Source organism: Legionella quinlivanii, from assembly GCF_003265995.1.
Lineage (GTDB): Bacteria > Pseudomonadota > Gammaproteobacteria > Legionellales > Legionellaceae > Legionella_C > Legionella_C quinlivanii_A.
The window spans coordinates 63,813-86,574 of sequence record NZ_MVJN01000013.1; the positions used below are offsets into that span (position 1 = coordinate 63,813).

Sequence of the window (22,762 nt, forward strand, 5' to 3'; positions counted from 1 at the left end):
GTCGTCTCAGAAAACGGAAAATAAAGCACGCTAAGCCGGTGGCAGCGGTCGCAATGGCCTGAACTTCCCCGCACCGACCTTGGCACTGCTGCGCCATAGGTAATCGCCGGTCAAGTTGATATGCTCCCACCCCAGCGGTGACAGATATTGCAGCAACGTGTCGTCCAGCGCCTTGCCGTGGGCACGCAAAGCACTGGTGGCACGCTCCAGATAGACCGTGTTCCACAACACGATGGCCGCCGTCACCAGATTGAGGCCGCTGGCCCGGTAGCGCTGCTGCTCAAAACTGCGGTCGCGGATTTCACCCAATCGGTAGAAGAAGACCGCCCTGGCCAGCGCGTTGCGCGCCTCGCCCTTATTCAGCCCCGCATGGACGCGGCGGCGCAGCTCCACGCTTTGCAGCCAATCCAGAATGAACAGCGTGCGCTCGATGCGCCCCAGCTCGCGCAGGGCGACGGCCAAGCCGTTTTGGCGCGGATAGCTGCCGAGCTTGCGCAGCATCAGCGAGGCCGTCACCGTGCCCTGCTTGATCGAAGTGGCCAGCCGTAGGATTTCATCCCAATGAGCGCGAATAGCCTTGATGTTCAGCCTGTCGCTGCTAATCATCGGCTTGAGTGCATCGTAGGCAGTATCGCCCTTGGGAATGAACAGCTTGGTGTCGCCCAGGTCGCGGATGCGCGGCGCGAACCGGAATCCCAGAAAGTGCATCAGGCCGAACACATGATCGGTGAAGCCCGCCGTGTCGGTGTAGTGTTCCTCGATACGCAAGTCAGACTCGTGGTACAGCAGGCCATCGAGCACATAGGTCGAGTCGCGCAAGCCGACGTTGACCACCTTGGCGCTGAAGGGCGCGTATTGGTCGGAGATATGGGTATAGAACGTCCGCCCAGGGCTACTTCCATACTTCGGATTGATATGCCCGGTGCTCTCTGCCTTGCTGCCGGTTCGGAAGTTCTGGCCGTCCGACGATGACGTGGTGCCGTCGCCCCAGTTTCCGGCGAAGGGTTGTCGAAACTGTGCGTTCACCAGCTCGGCCAGCGCCGTCGAATAGGTTTCGTCGCGAACGTGCCAGGCTTGCAGCCAAGACAGCTTGGCGTAGGTGGTGCCAGGGCAGGACTCGGCCATCTTGGTGAGCCCAAGATTGATACCATCAGCCAGAATCGTCGTCATCAGCAAGGTTTTGTCCTTGGCCGTGTCGCCGGTCTTCAGGTGTGTGAAGTGGCGCGTGAAGCCCGTCCATTCATCGACCTCCATCAGCAACTCGGTGATCTTGAGGTGCGGCAGCAACATCGCCGACTGGTCAATCAAGGCTTGCGCGGCGTCTGGCACCGCTGCGTCCAGCGGCGTGATCTTCAGGCCCGATGCAGTGGTGATGATGGCATCCGGTAAGTCGTTGGTCGCCGCCATGCGGTTGACTGTGGCGAGTTGCGCCTCCAATAATTCCAGTCGGTCATGCAGATATTGGTCGCAGTCGGTGGCCACGGCCAGTGGCAATTCGCTGGCCAGCTTCAGGGTGGCGAACTTCTCGATCGGCACCAGGTATTCGTCGAAGTCCTTGAACTGGCGCGAACCCTGCACCCAAACATCACCAGAGCGCAGTGCGTTCTTCAGCTCCGACAGGGCGCATAACTCGTAGTAACGCCGGTCAATACCCTCGTCGGTCAGAACCAGCTTTGCCCAGCGCGGCTTGATGAATGCGGTTGGCGCATCGGCGGGCACCTTGCGCGCGCTGTCGCTGTTCATGCCGCGCAGCACGTCGATGGCATCGAGCACACCCTTGGCGGTGGGCGCGGCGCGCAGTTTGAGCACGTCCAGGAACTGCGGCGCATAGCGGCGCAGCGTGGCGTAACTCTCGCCGATATGGTGCAGGAAATCAAAATCGGCAGGCCGCGCCAGCGTTTGCGCCTCGGTGACGCTGGCGGCGAAGGTGTCCCACGGCATGACCGCTTCGATGGCGGCGAACGGATCGCCGCCGCTTTGTTTGGCTTCAATCAGCGCCTGACCGATGCGCCCATACATCCGCACCTTGTCGTTGATCGCCTTGCCGGAAGCCTGGAACTGCTGTTGATGCTTGTTCTTGGCCGCATTGAACAGCTTGCCGATGATGCGGTCGTGAAGGTCGATGATTTCATCAGTGACGGTGGCCATGCCCTCGATGGCCAGTGCTACCAAGGTGGCGTAACGCCGCTGCGACTCGAACTTGGCCAGGTCGGCGGGCGTCATCTGGCCGCCCTCGCGGGCGATCTTGAGCAAGCGGTTTTGGTGTACCTGCCGTTCGATGCCAGCAGGTAGGTCAAGCGCCTGCCAGGCTTTGAGGCGTTCGATGTGTTCAAGCATGTGGCGCGAGTTCGGCTTGGCGGGCGATTGGCGCAGCCACGCTAGCCACGTCATTTTGCTACCATCCTTGCGCTTGAGCAGTTCGTCCAGGCGCTGGCGATGGACAGGTATCAAGGAATCGGCCAATGCCGCATGGATGCTCCGGTTGGCACGGGTAATGGCCTCGGCGCTTGCGCGCTCGATGGCATTCATGGCGGGTAGGATGATGCTCTGCCGCCGCAGGTTTTCAACAAGGGTGCTGGCCAGCACAATGCCTTTGTCTGTTTGCAAGGCCAGTTCGGTCAATGTATGCACGGCTTGCCGGTAGTGACTCATGGTGAAGGGCTTGAATCCAAACACCGTTTGCAGCTCGACCAAGTGCTCCCGCCGTGTCTGCTCGCGCTGGCCGTAATCGTTCCAGCTTTCCACCGGCACCTTGAGTTGTGCGGCCACCATGCGCAGCAGGGGCGGAAATGGAGGTTCATCGACGCCCAAGAAGATGCCAGGGAATCGCAAGTAGCAAAGCTGCACGGCGAAGCCCAATCGATTCGCGGCGCCGCGACGCTGACGGATCACCGACAGGTCGGTTTCGTTGAACGTGTAGTGCCGTATCAGTTCGTCTTTGGCATCTGGCAGTGCCAGCAGACTTTCGCGCTCGGTGGCGGACAGGATTGAGCGGCGTGGCATGGTCAGTCTTCCCGCAGGTACTGGTACAAGGTTTCGCGGCTGATGCCGAAGTCACGGGCCACCAAGGTTTTTTGGTCGCCTGCCGCAACTCGCCGTTTCAACTCGGCAATTTGTTCGCTGTTCAGCGATTTCTTTCGTCCCCGGTAGGCACCGCGCTGCTTGGCCAGCACGATTCCCTCGCGCTGACGTTCGCGGATCAGGGCGCGCTCGAACTCAGCAAAGGCTCCCATGACCGACAGCATCAGATTGGCCATCGGTGAGTCCTCGCCGGTGAACGTCAGCCCTTCTTTGACGAACTCCATGCGCACGCCCCGTTGTGTCAGCCCTTGGACGATGCGGCGCAGGTCATCAAGGTTGCGTGCCAACCTGTCCATGCTATGCACCACCACGGTGTCGCCCTCGCGGACGAAGGCCAGCAGCCTTTCAAGTTCGGGACGTTGTGTGTCCTTGCCTGAAGCCTTATCGGTGAATACCTTGCCGACTTCTATTTGTTCCAGTTGTCGATCAGGATTCTGGTCGAAGCTGCTGACGCGGACGTAGCCGATACGTTGACCTTGCAAGATGCCTCCAAAGGTAAAAATGTCAGGATGAAATCTATTACCCTTGGCTGAATGTGTCAATAAATATAAATTCACACTCTACTCTGACGTTGTTTGTGCTCAACATCTGACATCAGGTTAGGGCATAGCTCAAACTGACACTGTTTGCGAGATAGGCAAGCGCCTTGAATCAGCTTCGCCGCGTTGCCCTCTGCCGCGTCGAACGCAGATTGATAGTGAAAGCCACCACAGTGGTGAGCAGAACGACAAACTGCGCTAGGACCGTTTGCCACGACGGATAGATGCCAAGCAAATCGATCCGAGGGATTGCAATCGGACTGGTATGCAGGAGTCCGGCCTCTTGCAGACCCGCAATGCCCTTGCCAGCCAGGATCACCGCGAGCACTGCTACCAGCATAGAACTGGCCGCAAAAAACTGCCCGATCGGCAATCGCGCGCTGGTGCGTAGCAGTACCACTGCAAGTAGCGCCAAAAGCGCCATGCCCGTACCCAGGCCAGCGAGCAGAGGCCATCCATTACCCTCTGTCCAAAGAGCGGCGTAGAACAGTACCGTCTCAAACACCTCGCGGTACACCGCGACGAATGCCAGCGAGAACAAGAACCACGCCGTGCGCTTGTTGAGCGCCGAGGATAGCTTTTCCTTGAGGTAAATCTGCCAGCGACCGGCGACGCTCTTTTGGTGCATCCACATTCCGACGCCGAGCAGGACCACAGCCGCAAACAGTGAAGAAAAGCCTTCCGTCAATTCCCGGCTCGCACCGCTGACGCCGACCAAATAGGTCGCCACGCCCCAAGTGATGCCACCTGCCGCCAGTGCGGCCATCCATCCTGCATGCACATAGACCCCGACATCCCGGCGTTCGGCCTTCTTGAGAAATGCCAGCATGGCGACGACCACTAACAACGCTTCTAAGCCTTCCCGCAGCAAAATAGTCAATGCCCCGATAAAGGCCGCGACGGTATCGTTCTCCGAAGGGGCAAGAACTTTGTCTGCTTCATCGAGCAAGCCGTGTAACTGTTGGTGCGCGGCCTGCACTTCGGCCGGAGTACCGTTTGCCACCAATGCTCGGTAGGACACCATTGCAGCTTCGATCTGCTCGAACAACGGGCGGTTGCGGGTGGCGAGCGCCGGTTCAACGGGCTCGAAACCATCAAGGTAAGCGGACAAGGCCAACTTGGCTGCGGTCGCACGATCCCCGTTTTGCAATGCAACCACGCTCTCGCCAAGCTTGGCCTTGGCTATTGCCGTGCCTTTCGGCTTGTTTGCGTCCAACGCACTCGGGTTAGCGCGAAGATATGCGGTCAGCGCTTTAGCTGAGGGTTCATCCAGCTTGTCCGCCAAGACATGCTCGGAGGTTTGCGTCAATGCTTCCAGATTGGCAACCGTTTGACGGGCTTGCCCATTCGTTTGCCAAAGCTTTGCCCCTGCGGTCTTGTCGCTCTGTACATAGGGCAACGTACCGACAAAGAATGCCAGCGCCCAGCGATCCTCGTCCGATAATGAGCCAAAGCCTTGCATGGCAGTCCCTGGGACGCCGTTGCTGATGATCTGATGTAGTGCGAACAAGCTGCGCTCCCGCGCCCGCAAGTGCTCGGCCAGCGCGGTTGGTTTGGGGTTCAGGGAGGTAGCCAAGGGGCCATCACCGTGCCCTTGCATGCCATGACAGGCCGCGCATTGCGCCTGAAACAACTGCGCACCCCGCGCCAAGTCCGGTACGGCGGCTGGGGCCACCGGGAATGGATACGCTTTTTGCACGGCGCTGGATAGCGCATGCGCCAGTTGCGCCACGATGGCTGGATCAGCTTTATTCGCTACTGCGCGGCGAAGCTCCGTAGCTTGTTGCAGCAAGCGCGCCTTGTCGGTCTTACTCGGTAGCTCGCCCAATTGACGCTCGGCGGTGGCGACGAACTCCTGCATCTCTGCATATTCCGACGCCTTCAGCACCGTGCCATTGGCTACGGCACCGCCGTAATCGACAGCCACATAGTCCAGAAGCTGCCAAATTTGCTTGGCTTTGGTTTCGGTGCTGTCGGCTGCGAGTGCTGGCCCGCTGATAAGCGCATAAGTCGCGAGCAACAGCGCCATCAACCAGCGATAAGGTGCTCGGCAAGGCATAGGAGAGTGTCAGAATAATTTATTGTAAATGATTATAATTCTCAATTGGCTTTGCGTCCACCGCCCTGCCTTGGATCAGCCCGTTTATGATGAGCAAGACCGCCCCTGAGGTGATGGCAACATCAGCGAGATTGAAGGCAGGCCAGTGCGAGTGCCGCCAATGGAAGTCGAGAAAGTCCACGACCTGCCCGCGCAATAGGCGATCCGCGACGTTTCCAAGCGCCCCGCCGAGAATCAGGCTGTATCCCAGTGCTTCAAGGCTTGGCAACCGCTGTTTCAGCATGCGTACCAGCCAAGCCGAGACTGCCAAGCCAAGGACGATGAAGAAGTAGCGTTGCCAACCGCCCGCGCCTGCCAGAAAGCTGAATGCGGCCCCCGGATTCAGTACATGAACGAAATTGAAGAATGGCGTGACTTCGACCTGTTCGCCATAGGCATACGTGCGGACGACGGCGAGCTTGGCGAACTGGTCGGCCATGAAGGCGCACACGGCCACCACATACCAGACCGAGGCCGACGTGTGGCGAGCCGTCTGCCACGTGGGAGCGACAAGCGGTATCAGCCGTCCGGCAAGAACGGTGCTGCCCAATCCTAGACACCAGCCCGCCAGCACATCAGCCGGGAAGTGCATTCCAGCAGCAATGCGCGACCATCCGACCAAGACGGCATAAAGCACCAAACCGACGCGGCCACGGCGACCCATCAAAGGCCAAAGCGCGCCGATAACTAACGCCGAATAGGTAGCATGCCCACTGGGCAGGCTGTAGTGCCGCTCATGCTCACTGATGATGCGCACTAACTCGCCGAAGACGGCGGGCGGACGCGGGAAGTCGAGCCACAGCTTCAAGACAGTGGCGGCCAGCAAGGCCAGCAGGAAGGCGGTGCCAAAAACAATGAGCCGATGCCAAACTGCATCAGCGCGGGCTAAATTGGTTGCTGACTTCGACCACCACCACAGACCCAGCAGCGTCAAGGGCGCTGTCCAGTAATTGCCTACGAGGCTGAAGAACCACACCAGCGGTCCCAGCGCGGCAGGCGTTCCCGCATTGATGACCTGGAACAACGCGACGTTCAGACCATACCAGTCATAGAGAATGAATTTCCAGTTCATCGGCGCAACAGCCTCAAGCCATTGCCCACGACAAGCAAGCTGGCTCCCATGTCGGCAAACACGGCCATCCACATGGTCGCGTGACCAGTGAAGGTGAGTACCAGAAACACCGCTTTAATGCCCAGTGCCAGCACGATGTTTTGCATCAGTACCTGAGCCGTCGCACGTGACAGGCGCACAAAAGTCGGAATCTTGCGCAAGTCATCGTCCATCAGGGCGACGTCCGCCGTCTCAATGGCCGTGTCGGTGCCAGCGGCCCCCATTGCAAATCCGATGTCAGCACGTGCCAACGCCGGGGCATCGTTGATACCGTCGCCGACCATCCCGACCTTGCCAGTCTGCGCCAGTTGTTCGACCTCGCGCAGTTTGTCCTCTGGCAGCAAATTGCCCTGCGCCCGATCAATCCCGGCTTGTGTGGCAATTGCCTGCGCGGTGTGCGGGTTGTCGCCAGTCAGCATCATGGTGTTGATGCCGAGCGCATGCAGCTCGCCGATAGCGCTCCTGCTGCTGTCCTTGATGGTGTCTGCCACCGCGATCAGGGCTTGCGCACGCTTTGTGCTCACCAGGATCACTACAGTTTTGCCTTCGCGCTCCATCGCAGCGATGCGCTGCTCCAATTCAGGTGGACAATGCCCCAGCTCTTCGAGCATCCGATGGTTGCCAAGGTGATAGGTCACACCGTCAATGCTGCCTCGCACGCCACGACCGGGCAGTGCAACGAACTCGGCAACATCGTGTAGCGCAACCCCTTCGGCATGCGCTGCCTGCGCTATGGCTTTGGACACGGGATGGTCAGAGCGAGCCGCGAGACTGGCGGCAATGCTTCGGCTGCTGGCTGGTAGCGCATCGCCCCACGCGACGAAATCGGTTTGCGCAGGTTTGCCGTGCGTGATCGTGCCGGTCTTGTCCAGTGCCAGCCAGCGCAGCTTGCGGCCTTCTTCCAGATAGACGCCACCCTTGATAAGAATGCCGTGCCGCGCCGCCGCCGCCAAGCCGCTAACGATGCTGACCGGTGTGGAGATTACCAGCGCGCACGGGCAGGCGACGACCAGCAAAACCAGCGAGCGGTAAATCCAGTCCAGCCACGCTGCGCCCATGAATAGCGGGGGAATCAGTGCGACCGCAACCGCCACACCGAATACGGTTGGCGTGTACCAGCGTGCAAACTGATCGACAAAGCGTTGAGTAGGTGCGCGGCTACCTTGGGCAGCTTCCACCGCGTGGATAATGCGGGCCAATGTGGAGTTGCTGGCCGTGGCCGTAACGCGATACTCAAACGAGCCGGATTCGTTGATGGTGGCGGCGAACACCAGATCACCAGGCGCTTTTTCAACTGGCAGGCTTTCACCAGTGATCGGCGCTTGGTTGACCGTAGAGCGTCCTTCCAGCACTTCGCCATCGAGGGCGATACGCTCACCCGGCTTGACCCGAACCCGGCTGCCGATGGCGACCTGCTTGGCATCCTCTTCGCGCCACGAACCATCCGGCTGCTGCACCGTGGCTTGTTCCGGGGCAAGGTCGAGCAGGCCACGAATGGCGTTGCGAGCACGGTCCAGCGACTTTGCCTCGATCACTTCAGCGAGTGCAAACAGCACCATCACCATCGCTGCTTCCGGCCAGTGACCGATCAACATGGCGCCCGTGACGGCTATTGACATCAGGGCGTTCATGTTGAGGTTGCGGTTCTTGAGCGCAATCCAGCCCTTCTTGTAGGTGGAAAGGCCGCCCGCGAAGATCGCGACGAGCGCCAGAACAACGACTGACCAATGGTTGCCGTTGTGGAACCAGTAGACGGCTTCCGCAGCCAATGCAGCCGCCAAGGAGATGCCAAGCGGCCCCCAGTTGGTAGATGCGACTGTCGATATCGCCGGCGAGGCGTTGGCTTCCTCCGCATTGAGCACTTGCGCCTCGAAGTTCAGAGATTTCAGCGCGGCCAATACTTCCGGCAGGGTGTGGGCAGCATGGCGCACGGACAGGGTGCGCTGCATCAGGTTGAAATCGAGATTGGTCACCCCGGCTACCGTGGCAAGCTTGTTGCGGATCAGCGCTTCTTCGGTTGGACAATCCATCTTGGCGATGACCAGCTTGGTCGTCTGCTCGTCAGAAGCTTTATCCATGCGCACGGCCTGCATGCCGATGGCCTTCAAGGCTTGCTCAACCGGAGTCAACGATGGCAGTTCATGCCGCACGGCCAAGGTGCGCTGCATCAGGTTGAAGTCAAGCCCGACCACGCCCGGCAGCGCGGCTAGCTTGCTTCGGATCAGCGCCTCTTCCGTGGGGCAATCCATGTTCTCGATGCGGTAGACCGCTTGGGCCGATTCAGCCGTTAGCTGGGCTTGCGCAGGGGGCTGGCTGATCGGCACGGTCGAGCAGCCGCACCCCTTTGAACCGCATTCGCTCATGACAATTCCTTTACGCAGATTTCTGTATTGCTCATTAAAGACCCTATAGCTACTATAGAGTCAAGTTTTAAATGAGGATGAAATATGGAAATCAGGATTGGTGAACTTGCCAAGCGGACAAGGTGCGAGATCGTCACCATCCGCTATTACGAGAAGGAGGGGCTATTGCCAAAGCCAGCGCGCAGCGGCGGCAACTTCCGGCTATACGGTGACGCTCACGTCGAGCGCTTGCAGTTCATCCGCCATTGCCGTTCGCTCGACATGACGCTGGGAGCAATCCAGGCATTGCTGGACCTGCGAGATAACCCGAATCAGGATTGCGGCGAGGTCAATGCGCTACTGGATGGCCATATCCAACAAGTAGAGGCCCGCGTGGAAGCGTTGTTACAGTTGAAGAAACACTTGGCCGTTTTGCGCGAGAGGTGCTCAGGCGCTCGACAGGTAGAAGCATGCGGCATCTTACAAGGGCTGGCAGATTGTTGTAGCCAGGCCGTTTCCGCCTCAAATGCGCCTGTGGCGTGACCTGCCAACTGCATGATCGAGCTTTCGCTTAGCGTGCTTTATTTTCCGTTTTCTGAGGCGACCCCTTGATGAGTCTTGGGGATTCGATACCAGGTTAAACTCCATTGTCAATCGAACGTACAAACGATTGAATGATGGTGGCAAATTCCTTGGGCTTATCATAATGAAGCCCGTGCCCCGCCCCTTTTATTCTCTTAATCTTCATACTTTGATAATCAATGGTCAGTGCTCTAATTGTTTCTGGAGAAATCACACTGCGTTCCCCAATGACAAGCAACATGGGAATGTCAATCTCCTTAAGTAATTGCCTGAAACAAGGGATAGGAGGTCGCAACACTTGAAATGCATTGATGCGTGTTTGATACCGGGCTCTCGCCAGGCGAGTCAGCATAGTGAGCGAGCGATTAGGATGTTTGGTCTGTAAGTACGACAAATAGTCCCGCCATGGCGTCTTTAGCCACTGCCGATGCTGTTCTACAATATCGCTAGCATACACTTGATGCTGTAATTTGCTCTCTAAAAAAGCAGGCTCAGCTAGAACAAGCCCGAAGCCTCGTTTTTTTCTGAGACGCCAGCAAAGCGGCTGTCATGCCTCCCATTGAATGACCAATTACCACTGAAGGAGCGAGCCTTAATGCGTTAATTAGACCCTCTACATCTTGGGCATGATTCTCATATCGATATTCATCAGCAGGCGAAGAGGATTGTCCATGCCCTCTCGCGTCAGGCATGAGAACATCGCCGCCCAACATCAGATACGACGCTACGTCTGCCCAGCAGTTTCCGTTCGCAATTAATCCATGGAGCAGAAGCAGGGGAATTGTCCAGCCGCCTGTTCTCGTATAATGCATACTAATACCATTGGTATTACAAAAGCCCCTCTTCCAATTGTACTCTGTGATTCTCTTAAGATTTATATTCAAAATAATTTATTAATCAACTTGCTTTAGCAATCAGGCCTATATACCCTTTAAAATAAAACTAATAACCCTTATTTTCTATGAAAGCAATTCAAATTAATATTCCCGCTGATATTCACTTTTCCCAACTGGCCTGTAAACGCCTACCCACGGGTAATTTACTTTTCAATTGGGAACCCATTGAAGCCCTTTGTAAAGCGAACAATATGGATATTGGCTTTTTTAAGGAAACAAATGAAGAAAATGTCGTTGGTTTGATTTGGGATTGGTATTTCCAATGCCGTAATGACGGCGTAATCGATTCAACAATGGAAGAAATGATCAATGAAGTAGCTACAGAAGAACAGAGAGGACAAGCGTTTTCTTTTCCCACGGCCACATCCTAATCTAAGAAATAAATTATAGAGCTACCCGGCTTACCCTCTTCAATTCCCTGTTAGATGCTGTTTAATTGAACAACCAGCAGCATAGGACTACTTCGCATTAGGCTTCATCGCAATCGAATTGGCCACCACGTTGTAATCGCTAATCCCTCTTATTTGAGAAATGTCTTACAAATCACTGCGCGGATTACCTACTGCTTTTTGTCTTTTCTTTGAATACTCTATTTAAGAAGAGTAAAGACAATGGACGTCATAAACGGAATTTGTCTCGGCATCAGGAAGATGCCCTCCACAAGGATGTGGATTACTACTCTTAAACGTCACCCATAATAAATGCTTAGTTTAACCCCTATAGAACCACTACTTCATCCTGGGGCCGTTCTTCCTTTAAAAACTGCTTTAAAATTCGATACGTATCCCTATCCCAATCGACTGCGTGCAAGTTCCCTGTGAAAGCGTTTAAGTCCTGCTCATTATCGAAGGTTCCCAGATAGCGCCACTGATTAAACAAAAGCCACTGTGTGCGCTTCAGGTGTTGTTCTTTAATCGCAATGCTGCCAGGATAAGGCCAGATTGCGTTTTTGAAGAGAGTAAGCGCCTCATGAACTCGTTTATTATAGGACAAGGCCCCCTCCTCTTCATTGCAAGCCCCAAGACAGCGGCCCAACTGAAATGAAAAACAGACACTGTTTGTTTTTTCCAGTCCACAAAGCTTGGGACATAATTGATAGCTTTTTATTAATTGTTCCAGGTGGCGCTTGGCGGCATGGACACTGGTAAATGCACCCAGTACAGTCTCCTCTTCGGTATCCTCCATGACCATTTGCGTGTGAATGTGCAGCGTCAGATAGCCCAAAACATTGGTCTTGAGTTGATACCCGACAATGCGTTTTTTTCGTCGTAGTTTTTGATTATAAAGCGGTAACTGCTCTTTAATCAGTTTGGACTCCAATAACAAGGCACTGAGCTCACCAAGGGTTTCTATCCATTCGATACACGCGACTTGCTGTGCCATTTTGAATTCTTTTTCAGAACAATGGTCTTGTTGAAAATGAGACAAAATGCGCTGACGAAGCCGAATGCTTTTACCGATATAAATCGGTAACTCACTATGCTCACCATAAAAAAGATAGACGCCCGGAGCATTAGGAATGGTTGAAATATCGGTTTTTAATTTAGGCGGGGAACTACGCCGTTTCGCCAGACCATGAATTACTTCCAAAACACTACCCTTTTCAAAACGTCTGAAAAGATACAAAAGATAAGCATCTAATAAATCCCGTTCATCAATAGCTTGTTGTAATGATTCATTCCAATTGAGAAACGCTTTGAGGTCCTCTAAAGACTGAAGAGGCGATTCAGGGAGCAAATGCAGAGTTAATGCATCCAAATTGAGCTGCTTACACTGAATGGCTAATCCCTGTCCTTGCAGGGTGTTTTTCAAGAAACCATGGGTTAGACGCACATTCCATGCCAACAGAATGCTGCCTGCGCACCAATCAGCGATGGATTGTGCCTCACTGAGTGCGAACCCTGTTTCGGGTGAAGAGGAGGGAATGATTATGCTGCAACACTCTCTTTGCCCACCGGGGTGATATCGGCTTAATGCAATCTCAATAATACGGTCTTGGGTTATTTTTAAACCGGTGGTTCGAATGGCGGCTAGAACTATCGATTTTGACATGCAAGGCCTGCCCAAAAAAGAAAGCGATTGTAGCAAATTTTTTCATCCATAGAACCCCTGCTCTTCAATGGCCAACTCTACATTCTGTTGAATGCTAGCACCGACGCCTTGCGGTATCGTTTACTTTCCAAGCAATAATGGTTTAAGTTGCAATGGCCCTTTCCATTGACGCGCGATAAACGCATTATGGTGAACTCACCGCAAGGATGCAATCAAAGTCTGTCCCTGCTCAGAAGGTTGGAAGACACTTCGATGCCTGTGTAACTCCTAATTAAGATTTATTTCCGATTAAGCATTGTCACTATAATAGAGGATCATCCTATACTAATTCCTAATTGTTGAATCACAGGATATACGCACTTGAATAACGATAACGCAGCGATTCAATGGGCAACTGATTTTTTGAGATCTCGTCATTGCAAGGTAATTGCACTAGAAAAAGCAGCTGAACCCGCTCATTCGATAGTGACTAAAATAACCACATCGCAAGGGATCTTCTATTTGAAACAAACACCGCCTGCCCTATTTCGTGAGCCTGACACCATCGCTCTGCTTCAAACCCATGGATGTCAGCAAATTCCTGTCGTTATTGCAAAAAATGACTACTATCATTCTTTCTTGACAGCCTCCTGTGGCGATATCTCTCTGCGTGAATTGTTTTCAAACGGTGGCATCGATATGAATGTATTGGAGCAGGGGATCAATTATTACCTTTCTATTCAAAGAATCGTGGAGAGTGATACGCTTACATTACTCAACTTTGGCATCCCCGATTGGCGGCTAGACCAATTTCCTTTATTATATCGTGAGCTCATACAGGAAACAGATTGCTTAGTTGCCGATGGCCTGACGCGTCAAGAAATCGCATCGCTTCATCATGCCTATGATTGGTGTGTAGAGCAATGTGAAAGACTGTCAAGCTACCATATTCCTGAAACCATCAATCATTGTGATTTTCAAGAAAACAATATGCTGTTTTCCAAAGAGACAAGAGAAGTCAGTATTATTGACTGGGGAGAAACTGTTATTAGCCATCCCTTTTTTTCGCTGAATACCTGCTTATGGAATCTGACGTATTTTCACAACTTAAAGCAGACTGATAGGCAGTATCGTCTCCTACAACAACTTTGCGTTTCGCCCTGGTTAGATAAGCATGAAGAAAGCGATTTAATTACAGCCTTTAATATCTCGAATCAACTTTTAGGGGTCTTCGCGGCCTTAGGATATCAGTTTATGTATGAGGCTACGGCAAACCAAACTAAAAAAGTCCAAGAAGAACATCCTGGTTCCATAGCGGGCTGTTTGAGAAGCTTCTTGCAGCAGGTAAACAAGGGCTAATCGACTTCTGATGTGTCCTGCTAATTGACTTAAATCCCGGAAATAACTGTAGGGCTAATCTATTCAATTTGAATTGGTTCTTATCCAATGCAATCACTGTTTTTAACAACTCTTTGGAGAAGCCAGAGGGCACTGTTAAAATAATGGGCTTATTGGAGGTAGGATGTGTGGTTGATGTGGATATTTTTATTTTCTTGTCAGTATTTTTTATAGGTCTTGTAGTTGGTTATGCTGCCGGACGATATCGTCAACGCAACGCTGAAAATTGTGGTGAGGCCCGAGTCAGGCACAGGTTAACACAGTATTGTCAAAACAAGGAGGCTCATGTTCTGTCTAATATTACCCTACGCTTGGAGGATGGTTCCACCACTCAAATCGATCATATTCTAATCACCCCAAAAGGTATTTTTGTTATAGAAACCAAGCATTACAAGGGGTGGATATTCGCGAAAGAAAACGCCAGAAGCTGGTCTCAATCCCTTTATTACGATAAATTCAGATTTCAAAATCCCCTCCGTCAGAATTATAAACACGTTAAGGCTATCCAGAAAGCGCTTGATTTTATAGAGCCTCATCATGTCCATAATATCGTCGTTTTTAGCGGGAAAGCCGTATTTAAAAGCGCCAAACCTCCCAATGTGTTTTATATAGACGAATTAGTCCCTGCTATCGAACAATTCACCGACGGAGCTTTAAGTTTAAATCGCGTTCAGTTTTGCGTGGGAAGACTTGAGTATATGCGCCTGGCTATAACGAAGAAAACGGATGTTGAGCACCAGGCCCATTTAAGCAAACGGTTTGGTGATTCCTGGAATGGTAGAGTCTGAAGAACGTAAGGAACTAGTTTCCATGTTCCAAGCCCCGGTCGGATAGCGTAGACTATTGGTCAATGGTCTCCAGTGACTCCGACCACTTGCCGGGCGGTGGAACTGGCTTACAACATTATCCGGTGATGTTAACAAACCGCATTCTAATGAGCGAGCAATCGAATGAGTTTTAGCAAGTGGCCTTATACTTTTTATTTCTTACTCGCGACTTTCCCTTCTATGACTGCGTTCGCGATGGAATCTTTAACCATTGAAGAGAAAAAGGTCATCAACCGTGTGACAAAAGCCAGGATATTAATCGAGACAAAGGGAAAAAAGGCGGCATTGAATGCGTTTCAAAAAAATTCAAGTCAGATTTTTGCCATTGAACTGGATGGTACAGTGCTCGCCTCCCCTATTCATCCCGAAATGATAGGAACTAATCAATGGTTGTATAAAGATGATTTGGGCGTTTTAGTCGTTCAAGAGGAGATTGCAAAAGCCAAGGCCGGAGGCGGATGGCTTAACGCCCGGTTTAGGAAAAATCACCTTTCGGGCCGTTACGCCTGCCGAAAACTTTACATTCTTCCCATACAAAACGATTTCTTTATCGGCTCCTGGTATTACTATCCTGCCCGCCTAAAGAATAACTGCCCCGTGTAGTCGGGATTGGCGTTAAGACTGACGAAAGAGAAAATGCTATTCGTTGTTAATTCAATTGATACCCACCTTTATCTCAATTTTTTATTAGCGATATCGTTTCGCCTGACGTGTTGCTACAGAGCGGATCTTCATCCACAATGGCTTCATCAAAGAATCTCATTCGCGCCTTATTGTGTTTGCTTGTTTTTTCCAATTCTTTTTGAGCGATGAAGGCGTTTATCAGCTCCAGTCCGGTGCAGTTTTCAGCCAGTATCGCGGTGGATTTTGCTTGCTTTAACACATCGTCGGGAGTTGTGGAGAGGGGTATAAATGGAATATTACATAGCAATATTCTTGTCAATTCAATTTGATCAGGTCGTCCCGCTGAATCGATTAAGGCCTTTTGATAATTGACAGTATCTCTAATTTCTAGCTTCACTGTTCTATCAAGACCGTCAAAAACTTCTATCAGAGAATCTAGGCAATGCAATTGAAGCTGCTGAAAATGGTTAGAGACTTTAAACTCCTGCAAAACCCATTGTTGCGCTGAAAGACTAACGTCAGATGTAAAGTTAAAAGGATTATTCGATTGGTTTATCCCATTCGGAAAAATTTTATTCTGCCAGGGATCAGCAACAATAATGGCTTCATTATCTAAAAATAATTCGGCATCGACCGTCATTGGGTTGGTCTTATTTTGAAACGGAGTGCTTTGAAGTAATTGATTAGAGCGTGGAATAATAAGTACAAAGCCGTGATTAACCTGTTCGCTTTCATAGGCTGCATAGAACACTCTATAGCGTTTAGATAAGTAAGTGGTATTGGATAGCAGAGCCGCTAAATAGGCGGATTGATCCCCACAGTCGCCAATGTGATATTGAAGCATTAAACGAATGCAAGCGTAGTGTTCATGCTCAGCTGCCAGGGCATTGATTGTATTGTAAATCAAATTTTGTTTATTCCCCATTGTTTTATAGGGTCCAAACTCCTCTCTATCAATATGATATAAAGAGCCGCTGAACGAATAATCAATTTGGGAACCGATGAACCTGCAGTAATGCTCAACATAAAATAAGACTCCGTTTTTCATTTAATCTCCGTTTAGAAAAGGTTACCAAAATTGCATGGCAATTTCGTTTATAACAAAATTTCAAATTAGGAGTGAGTAGTTTCTCTTCCTATTGAGGGATCTTTCTGGTTATGTCTGCTACTGTAACCCCTTAGATTGCCTGGTGAATCACATGCGTTACAACAACCCAAATCACCAACTCGTGACTGTCAGTAATAGCGATGGGAGGAAAGGAAGGGTTTTCAGGTAAGAGCTGTACTTCGCCATGGATTCGAGATAACCGTTTGGCCGTTAACTACCCATCGATAACGCGATGACAATTTTTCTATGCGAAGGCGATAAGTTCGCATCCACAATCAATAAATGAGTTAAATTACAGAAACTTGGCAAAAGCGAATTAGGAATCAGAATCGTTTGATAGTTACTTTTAAATACAGAATATCCAATAGTCTATTTCATGGAATATTTTTGACCAATGATGTACACTAAAGACCTTGCCTTATAAAGGCATACCTATATTATGAATCTTGGCATAGTGAGTAAGTTTTTCATGCTAGAAGCCTTTAAACCTCAATTCAAAAAGCGTCATTTGATATTTAAGTTCATGCGTATAATAACACTTTTTGTTTGCTTTATTCAGTGCGTTTATTCTGAAACTACAGATAATATAAAAAAAATTTATTGCCCATCCAAAATAATATGCTTGAAAAACGATGATTTATCCTCATGCTCACATAACTCGAAAAATTCTTCTTTATGGGATCATATAACGTATACAAGTCAACCTAACAGGATTTTTGTTGGAGAATATAAGTTTTATCTTGTCGATGCACCATATCATGCTTCATTTATTGATGTTTCTGAGGCAACGCAAAACAATATGATAGTCTGCCAATATATGAATGAGAATTATAGAGAGCCTCTAGGTATTATTGCGATTCCTGAGCCAAATTTTGAAGCATATAAGGCTAATTTAACTAAATGGGGTATTAATTCTGAACGTGCACGTTGTTTCTCAGAATATCCTGAAGATTGTCCAATGAAAGAAGCTGATTCTTTGGCAATTTTTAACAATTTTGATTTTTCAATGCGCATTTCTGTTAATGATTCAAGCATTCCAATTTATTTTGATAAAGGTGACCGGGGATATTATACAGTTAGATATGAGGATATCGTTTCTAACTGTTATGCAGGAAATTTGTGTAAACTTGATTTTTCTACACCATCTGACGGAGTTATCGGTAGTGTGATAGTAGATATAGATAATGCTATGCGTATTAAACAAATTATTTATCCAGAAACCCCCATAGCTGCCATCACTCAAAATTTACCCTTTAACTCGATAAAAATACAGAGGACTTCGGAGAAAGAACCCTTTATCGGTATTAATAATCAAATAAACAGCGATTTATTGATCACTATTAACGGAAAAATTAATCTTACGTTAACTTCAAGAAAAATGGCAAAAATTGGTAATAATCTCGTACTATCAGCTTGTGGTGGCTATCAGAAATGTACAATCAATATTGGGATTCAGTCTGAGCAACCTAATGTCGGAGCTATTACAGTAGATGCGAGAGATAATATTAAAATACTTAAAGTAGTATCAACCAGGTCATCGCAAATAATAGTGAGACAGATAGAATCCTCCAATTCGATTGAAGTCAACTACCCTTATTTGAAATAACAGTAGAACCACTAAAGTGAAGAAGTGATCATCAATTTCATTAATAAACCCACATCTAGGACAAGCACAATTATCTGCCGGATTGAATGTCCTTCAACAAACATGTTATAACGACAAAGTCGCTTGGTAATTAGTCCGACAGATTCCCTCGGCAATGACACTAATTCAAATTATCTAGGTTGTCTTACTTGTCAATATTTAATTTAAGGCTCTTTAATTTAGTATCACTGATTTGATTGAAGACCTAAAGGTATTTGGTCATATCCTGTTGTATCGGATCCTTGAGAATAAGCCACTAGCATTCCCAGGTTGCCCATTATAAACATTATACCTCGACTTAATTCTTTCCAAAGCTGCTTACCATAAATTCTAAGTTCCGGCTCCGAAATGGACCTAAAAGTGTACAACCAAACAGTTAAGTAACCAGCACGATCATATTTATTGCCCCTCTGAAACTCCTTTATCTGATTGCCAATTTCAAGGACTACATAAGGGTTTTTCTCTAATTCATTTATAGGATCCAAATAATCAATACCAGTATTTTGGAAACTTACATTTCTGATAATCGTTGCCATTACTACTAAATGAGCCAACTCGGCCTCATCTAAACCCTGAAGAGATTGGATATATTGCTTTAGTGCTTGTTCTTGACTTTTAATTATTTTATTCCTTAAAAAAACCTTAATACTTCCAAACATTATGTTTACCCTATAAATTTTTAGATTCATTTGACCTTTTAATAAAGACAAAATGATTAAATTATGATCATTCGTGCAATATTAACCCATTTTTTTATAAACACCAAGACAAAAAAAACAGTGTATGTAATGGTCAAGTAAATCTAAATAACTTAACAAAACTCCTCTCTACTAACACGCAGCCATACTTTTGCAGGAACTTTATAGTATTTTTTAATATATTGGGTTGTTCATATTCGCCTTAGTGTCTTCAAGTGTAGTAGCCCAACCCGCACTGAGAGGCATTTCGACAAAACCGACAAACCGTCAGAGCAGCCTGAACTACTTCAGATTAGCAAACCTGTTGAAGCGAAAATTCGACATCAAATTCATCGTACAATGCTTTAGGCATTAAAGGCGCCCTTCCTTTACGAACTCTATTTGGGCTCTCTTCCAGCTTAACCAAACCATATTGCTCCATGGTTCTTAAGGTTCTTAAAATATTATTAGCCTTCCGCTTATATCCAGTTAATGCCTCTAAGTCAGAAACCGATTTTGGTTCATTTTCAATAATTAACTTTAGCAAATGCTGATTCTCTTCAGATAGTACATTTGCCAACGATTTCATAGATGTAAACCAAATTTTTGGTTCATCTTTTTTAGGTTTATATAGTCCCTTTGCAATAGCAATTGTGCGTTGCTTATACTGCTCAAGGGACATAATGCCTATTTTTGCCTTATTCATTATTTACTCTCCTTAAGCGCTTCAACGCGCTTGTCAACCTCTTTCCAAAAATCTTCCAACAATTGTCCGGGATTTATATAATGATAGGGTCTTCCTTTATCATTCTCATCATAGTGCCAATGGTCAAATGTTCTTTCAGGACGAACTCCCCTCTTTGCGCCATACTCTATTTCATGGCTATTATCAAAACCCATGATTCTTTTTTTTGATTTATCATGTAATGTCAACGAGTATTTAATGCCTTGATGTCGATTAGATGTTTTAATAACTTCAAACTTAACCCATAATCCGAGAGACTCATCAATTACAATTCTCTCCCCATTAAGGTCTAATAAGTTTTCCAATGATTGATCAATTGCTTTCATTTCTTAATTATATCACAAGATGATATATTTGCAATTCTGTGGCAGAAAACTGCATTGAGTGAATTACTGATTTCAGCCTGAAAACGGCTTTTCTCAATTCAGATCCATGATGATCCAAATGGTCTATGCGTTACCAACCATAGTGGTTCAGCCAAAGTTCAGAAATAATTTCAATAGAGGCCAGATCCAAATGTGATCTGGCATCCACATAGTTTGGTAATCCAACCTTATTAAGCAGTTCTTGGCCGCATTCAGGATCAAAAAAAGAATACATCAGAGCTAATAATGCTTGCTTACCCTGGCTATATCCGCCGATGGCCTCTTTAATAAATTGATAATTGGGTTCTAATTGCCACCTTTTCTCGGCTGCTTCAAAAGACGAAGCCTTCAGGTTAAAAAATTCCACACCAACCTTCGCAACCCCTTTTTTCCATGCCTTATCAAAGCGGGTTTTAGGATCATTACAGTTATTCATTTATCAGGTTCCTCTAAACATTAGTTCGCAAGCTAACCATGCTCATGATTTATTATCGAACATTTTACGGGTTCTATTTATTCGGTGGTCGTTTATCAAAATAATTCTTCTATAGTTTGTTGCATTTCATCCTGGCTTGGCTTGGCATAACGAAAAATTTCTTTTATTGAAACATTCCCACTGAGTTCCTGCGCGAAATGTACCCCATGCTTGTCCGTTACCTTCTTGAGAAAAGTATGTCGCAGTTTATGCGGAGTAAACTCAAATCGTTCATGCTCTGGCAAAAGAGCCAAGACTTGCTTTAATACCCGCTGACAGATTCGATAGATGTTACGCGTATTGATACGATTCCCCACCCTATTGATAAACAACGGCTGATCTGGTTCCAAATTCCGACTTTTTAAATAGTTGTCCAAATACTCTCTGGCTTCACCTGGCAAAGGAATTTTGGTACTAACCCGTTTGCTTTTATGCCGGACTACAGAATGAAGACCCTTTGAATGATATTGGCATACGTTCAATGATACCAGCTCAGATTCCCGCAAGCCTGTTCCCAGCAGCACATAAAAAACCGCCGTTTCCAGCAATGCGTCCTGATTTTTTCGGGTACATATTTTGGCACGTTGCTCACAAGCGGCTTTTAAGCGCATGAGCTGTCTGGAAGTTAACCCATTCCACTCTGGCGTATCGGTTTGTAAATCTTTGACCCCTGACAAAGGATCACCTGCAATTAATGGCCTCTGGTGATGAAGCCATCGACCGGCATGACGAACAGTTGCCATGGTCCGGTTAATTGAAGTGGCTTTGTAGGGTTTTCCAGTTTTTTCAGAAATGGTGCTACTTAAAGAACGTTGAAATTGTTTGCTGACCGCCGGTGTCCAATTATCTACCTGGTCATGCCCTACTTCCATTTGAAAGAAATTTAGGAATTTATTTAAATCGTTTTGTTTGGCTTGCTCCGTTTTTTCGGGCGAGCCTTTTACATGCACCTGGTAATAAAATGACAACCAGGCTGACAAGGAGTGGGTATCAAAATGCACATCCAGGGGATGAGAAACCTTATCTACCCCAAACTTTTGATTGTTGTCATTTTGTGGATTCAATAAATTCAAGGCTGTCTCCCTGAGTATCTTTTCCATTATACCATTTTTGGGGTGGATAAGGTACGTTATCTACCTCAACAAACCCTAGATTGCGTGATGAATAGAAGATGCTATAATTATGATTAATAATTCACTTGTATACAAAGGATGATCATGGCTGCCACATCTCTTATTTCAGTTCGAGTGCCTTCAGAAGTTGCTGAGCGCTTAGAGCATTTATCTCAAACAGTTGAGCGCTCAAAATCTTGGCTTGCAGCTGAGGCTATTGAAGAATATCTTGACCTTCATGAATGGCAAGTTCAGGCTATCCACGAAGGATTGAAAGAAATTGAACAAGGACAAGTTATCGATTTTTTTGATGTCAAGAAAGAATTAGGAATCAATAATTGAAGATCAAAATGACTCGGCTTGCTCTGAATGACTTACAAACAACCAAAGACTATATTAGCCAAGATAAACCAGATGAAGCAATTACAGTAATGCAGCGCATTATGGAGGCAATAGAACATATAGCAACTTTTCCAAGTATTGGTCGAACAGGACGGGTTCCCCGCACTAAAGAATTAGTTGTTAGTGGAACTCCTCTTATTGTTGTGTACCAAGTAAAGGACAACACATTGTTTATTGTTCGCATTATACATTCAGCAAGAAAATGGCCTTGACTCTTCCTAAAAATCAAACCAGATTGAAAGGGCCTCCCATTATAGCGCCTACAGCAAATCCGTCAGTACTTGGCTCAGGGAAATGGCAAGGGGGATTGGCTGCATTATTAACTCATTGACCTTATTTGTTCGGTCGAATCTAATGTCTCAAGTGCCACATGATTATAATGTATTAAATAAAGGCGGTTTCCGTTTGGGTAATTAGGCCATTTTTCTTCTTGAAAGTAATTGGCTTACATCATTTGGAGAGCTGTTTAGTGCTGATTCTACAAAGCTTTGGTTATTTACTCTGTTTGTTTGAGCGTGCGCGGATATATTATTTAACACAGCCGCTACAAAAGGTATGAAGATCAAGAGGGGTAGTAGGGTTTTACCGCATATCCAGCCCAAACTGGCAATGAGATAGTTAAGCGACTTTAAGTGCTAATATTTTATCCATATCGAACAACATATCCTGTTCTTCAATATCCTGAGTAAAGTCATATTCCCCAT

Annotated in this window: 22 protein-coding genes; 8 read left to right on the top strand and 14 right to left on the bottom strand. The window is 48.1% G+C overall.

The window, feature by feature from the left end; all coding sequences use genetic code 11:
* Positions 1-30: 30 nt before the first annotated feature.
* The 5 genes from B1207_RS14580 to B1207_RS14600 all read right to left on the bottom strand — a co-directional run bounded on the left by B1207_RS14580 (position 31) and on the right by B1207_RS14600 (position 9,192).
* The gene (locus B1207_RS14580) at positions 31-3,003 is read right to left on the bottom strand and encodes a Tn3 family transposase (protein WP_105731065.1); all 2,973 of its coding nucleotides are present in this window, start codon (positions 3,001-3,003) and stop codon (positions 31-33) included.
* A gap of 2 nt (positions 3,004-3,005) precedes the next feature.
* On the bottom strand, positions 3,006-3,563 hold the full coding sequence (locus tag B1207_RS14585) for a recombinase family protein (RefSeq protein ID WP_001162010.1): 558 nt from the start codon (positions 3,561-3,563) through the stop codon (positions 3,006-3,008).
* 169 nt (positions 3,564-3,732) lie between these two features.
* Positions 3,733-5,679, bottom strand: coding sequence for a cytochrome c/FTR1 family iron permease (locus B1207_RS14590; RefSeq protein WP_207385219.1), 1,947 nt, complete (start codon positions 5,677-5,679; stop codon positions 3,733-3,735).
* A 19-nt stretch (positions 5,680-5,698) separates the two neighbouring features.
* Complete coding sequence (gene lspA / locus B1207_RS14595; RefSeq protein ID WP_003052308.1) at positions 5,699-6,790, bottom strand: signal peptidase II; 1,092 nt, start codon at positions 6,788-6,790, stop codon at positions 5,699-5,701.
* Positions 6,787-9,192, bottom strand: a complete 2,406-nt coding sequence (locus tag B1207_RS14600) for a heavy metal translocating P-type ATPase (RefSeq protein WP_058523796.1) — start codon at positions 9,190-9,192, stop codon at positions 6,787-6,789. Before B1207_RS14600 ends, lspA begins: the two co-directional genes overlap by 4 nt.
* Before the next feature lie 84 nt (positions 9,193-9,276).
* Here B1207_RS14600 and cadR point away from each other — a divergent pair, with 84 nt between their 5' ends.
* Positions 9,277-9,714 (top strand): Cd(II)/Pb(II)-responsive transcriptional regulator, encoded by a 438-nt coding sequence (gene cadR / locus B1207_RS14605; protein WP_003052301.1) that lies wholly within the window; start codon positions 9,277-9,279, stop codon positions 9,712-9,714.
* Between the two features lie 94 nt (positions 9,715-9,808).
* Here the strand turns inward: cadR and B1207_RS15875 are convergent, their stop codons facing one another.
* Together B1207_RS15875 and B1207_RS14615 are read right to left on the bottom strand one after the other, a co-directional pair.
* Positions 9,809-10,210, bottom strand: a complete 402-nt coding sequence (locus tag B1207_RS15875) for an alpha/beta fold hydrolase (RefSeq protein ID WP_146740077.1) — start codon at positions 10,208-10,210, stop codon at positions 9,809-9,811.
* A gap of 34 nt (positions 10,211-10,244) precedes the next feature.
* Positions 10,245-10,565 (bottom strand): alpha/beta fold hydrolase, encoded by a 321-nt coding sequence (locus tag B1207_RS14615; protein ID WP_112220631.1) that lies wholly within the window; start codon positions 10,563-10,565, stop codon positions 10,245-10,247.
* Positions 10,566-10,714: 149 nt separating this feature from the next.
* Here B1207_RS14615 and B1207_RS14620 point away from each other — a divergent pair, with 149 nt between their 5' ends.
* The gene (locus tag B1207_RS14620; protein WP_112220632.1) at positions 10,715-11,020 is read left to right on the top strand and encodes a hypothetical protein; all 306 of its coding nucleotides are present in this window, start codon (positions 10,715-10,717) and stop codon (positions 11,018-11,020) included.
* 346 nt (positions 11,021-11,366) lie between these two features.
* Here B1207_RS14620 and B1207_RS14625 read toward each other — a convergent pair whose 3' ends face one another.
* Positions 11,367-12,701: a GIY-YIG nuclease family protein gene (locus B1207_RS14625; RefSeq protein ID WP_112220633.1), complete on the bottom strand. Its 1,335-nt coding sequence runs from the start codon at positions 12,699-12,701 to the stop codon at positions 11,367-11,369.
* Positions 12,702-13,202: 501 nt separating this feature from the next.
* Here B1207_RS14625 and B1207_RS14630 point away from each other — a divergent pair.
* The 3 genes from B1207_RS14630 to B1207_RS14640 all read left to right on the top strand — a co-directional run bounded on the left by B1207_RS14630 (position 13,203) and on the right by B1207_RS14640 (position 15,508).
* Complete coding sequence (locus B1207_RS14630) at positions 13,203-14,039, top strand: aminoglycoside phosphotransferase family protein (protein WP_253255881.1); 837 nt, start codon at positions 13,203-13,205, stop codon at positions 14,037-14,039.
* Positions 14,040-14,152: 113 nt separating this feature from the next.
* Positions 14,153-14,866: a nuclease-related domain-containing protein gene (locus B1207_RS14635; protein WP_253255882.1), complete on the top strand. Its 714-nt coding sequence runs from the start codon at positions 14,153-14,155 to the stop codon at positions 14,864-14,866.
* Between the two features lie 162 nt (positions 14,867-15,028).
* The gene (locus B1207_RS14640) at positions 15,029-15,508 is read left to right on the top strand and encodes a cache domain-containing protein (RefSeq protein ID WP_112220635.1); all 480 of its coding nucleotides are present in this window, start codon (positions 15,029-15,031) and stop codon (positions 15,506-15,508) included.
* A gap of 73 nt (positions 15,509-15,581) precedes the next feature.
* On the opposite strand, the gene B1207_RS14645 is transcribed toward B1207_RS14640, so the two are convergent.
* Positions 15,582-16,577, bottom strand: coding sequence for a hypothetical protein (locus B1207_RS14645; protein WP_112220636.1), 996 nt, complete (start codon positions 16,575-16,577; stop codon positions 15,582-15,584).
* A gap of 529 nt (positions 16,578-17,106) precedes the next feature.
* Here B1207_RS14645 and B1207_RS14650 point away from each other — a divergent pair.
* Positions 17,107-18,243 (top strand): hypothetical protein, encoded by a 1,137-nt coding sequence (locus B1207_RS14650; protein WP_146740078.1) that lies wholly within the window; start codon positions 17,107-17,109, stop codon positions 18,241-18,243.
* A gap of 224 nt (positions 18,244-18,467) precedes the next feature.
* On the opposite strand, the gene B1207_RS14655 is transcribed toward B1207_RS14650, so the two are convergent.
* The 5 genes from B1207_RS14655 to B1207_RS14675 form a co-directional block, all read right to left on the bottom strand.
* Entirely contained in the window at positions 18,468-18,971 is a 504-nt protein-coding gene (locus B1207_RS14655) for a hypothetical protein (protein WP_172458315.1), read from the bottom strand.
* Between the two features lie 301 nt (positions 18,972-19,272).
* Positions 19,273-19,665 carry an HVO_A0114 family putative DNA-binding protein gene (locus B1207_RS14660; protein WP_112220639.1) on the bottom strand — a complete coding sequence of 131 codons (393 nt, stop codon included), beginning with the start codon at positions 19,663-19,665 and terminating at the stop codon, positions 19,273-19,275.
* The gene (locus B1207_RS14665) at positions 19,665-20,030 is read right to left on the bottom strand and encodes a toxin-antitoxin system TumE family protein (protein ID WP_112220640.1); all 366 of its coding nucleotides are present in this window, start codon (positions 20,028-20,030) and stop codon (positions 19,665-19,667) included. Before B1207_RS14665 ends, B1207_RS14660 begins: the two co-directional genes overlap by 1 nt.
* A 130-nt stretch (positions 20,031-20,160) precedes the next feature.
* The gene (locus B1207_RS14670; RefSeq protein ID WP_112220641.1) at positions 20,161-20,505 is read right to left on the bottom strand and encodes a hypothetical protein; all 345 of its coding nucleotides are present in this window, start codon (positions 20,503-20,505) and stop codon (positions 20,161-20,163) included.
* Between the two features lie 95 nt (positions 20,506-20,600).
* Positions 20,601-21,617, bottom strand: coding sequence for a tyrosine-type recombinase/integrase (locus B1207_RS14675; protein ID WP_253255883.1), 1,017 nt, complete (start codon positions 21,615-21,617; stop codon positions 20,601-20,603).
* Between the two features lie 144 nt (positions 21,618-21,761).
* On the opposite strand from B1207_RS14675, the gene relB reads away from it, so the two are divergent.
* Together relB and B1207_RS14685 are read left to right on the top strand one after the other, a co-directional pair.
* Positions 21,762-21,998, top strand: a complete 237-nt coding sequence (relB, locus tag B1207_RS14680; RefSeq protein ID WP_058524212.1) for a type II toxin-antitoxin system RelB family antitoxin — start codon at positions 21,762-21,764, stop codon at positions 21,996-21,998.
* Complete coding sequence (locus tag B1207_RS14685; protein WP_058524213.1) at positions 21,995-22,270, top strand: type II toxin-antitoxin system RelE/ParE family toxin; 276 nt, start codon at positions 21,995-21,997, stop codon at positions 22,268-22,270. The genes relB and B1207_RS14685 overlap by 4 nt, the downstream gene beginning before the upstream one ends.
* The last annotated feature ends 492 nt before the right edge of the window (positions 22,271-22,762 follow it).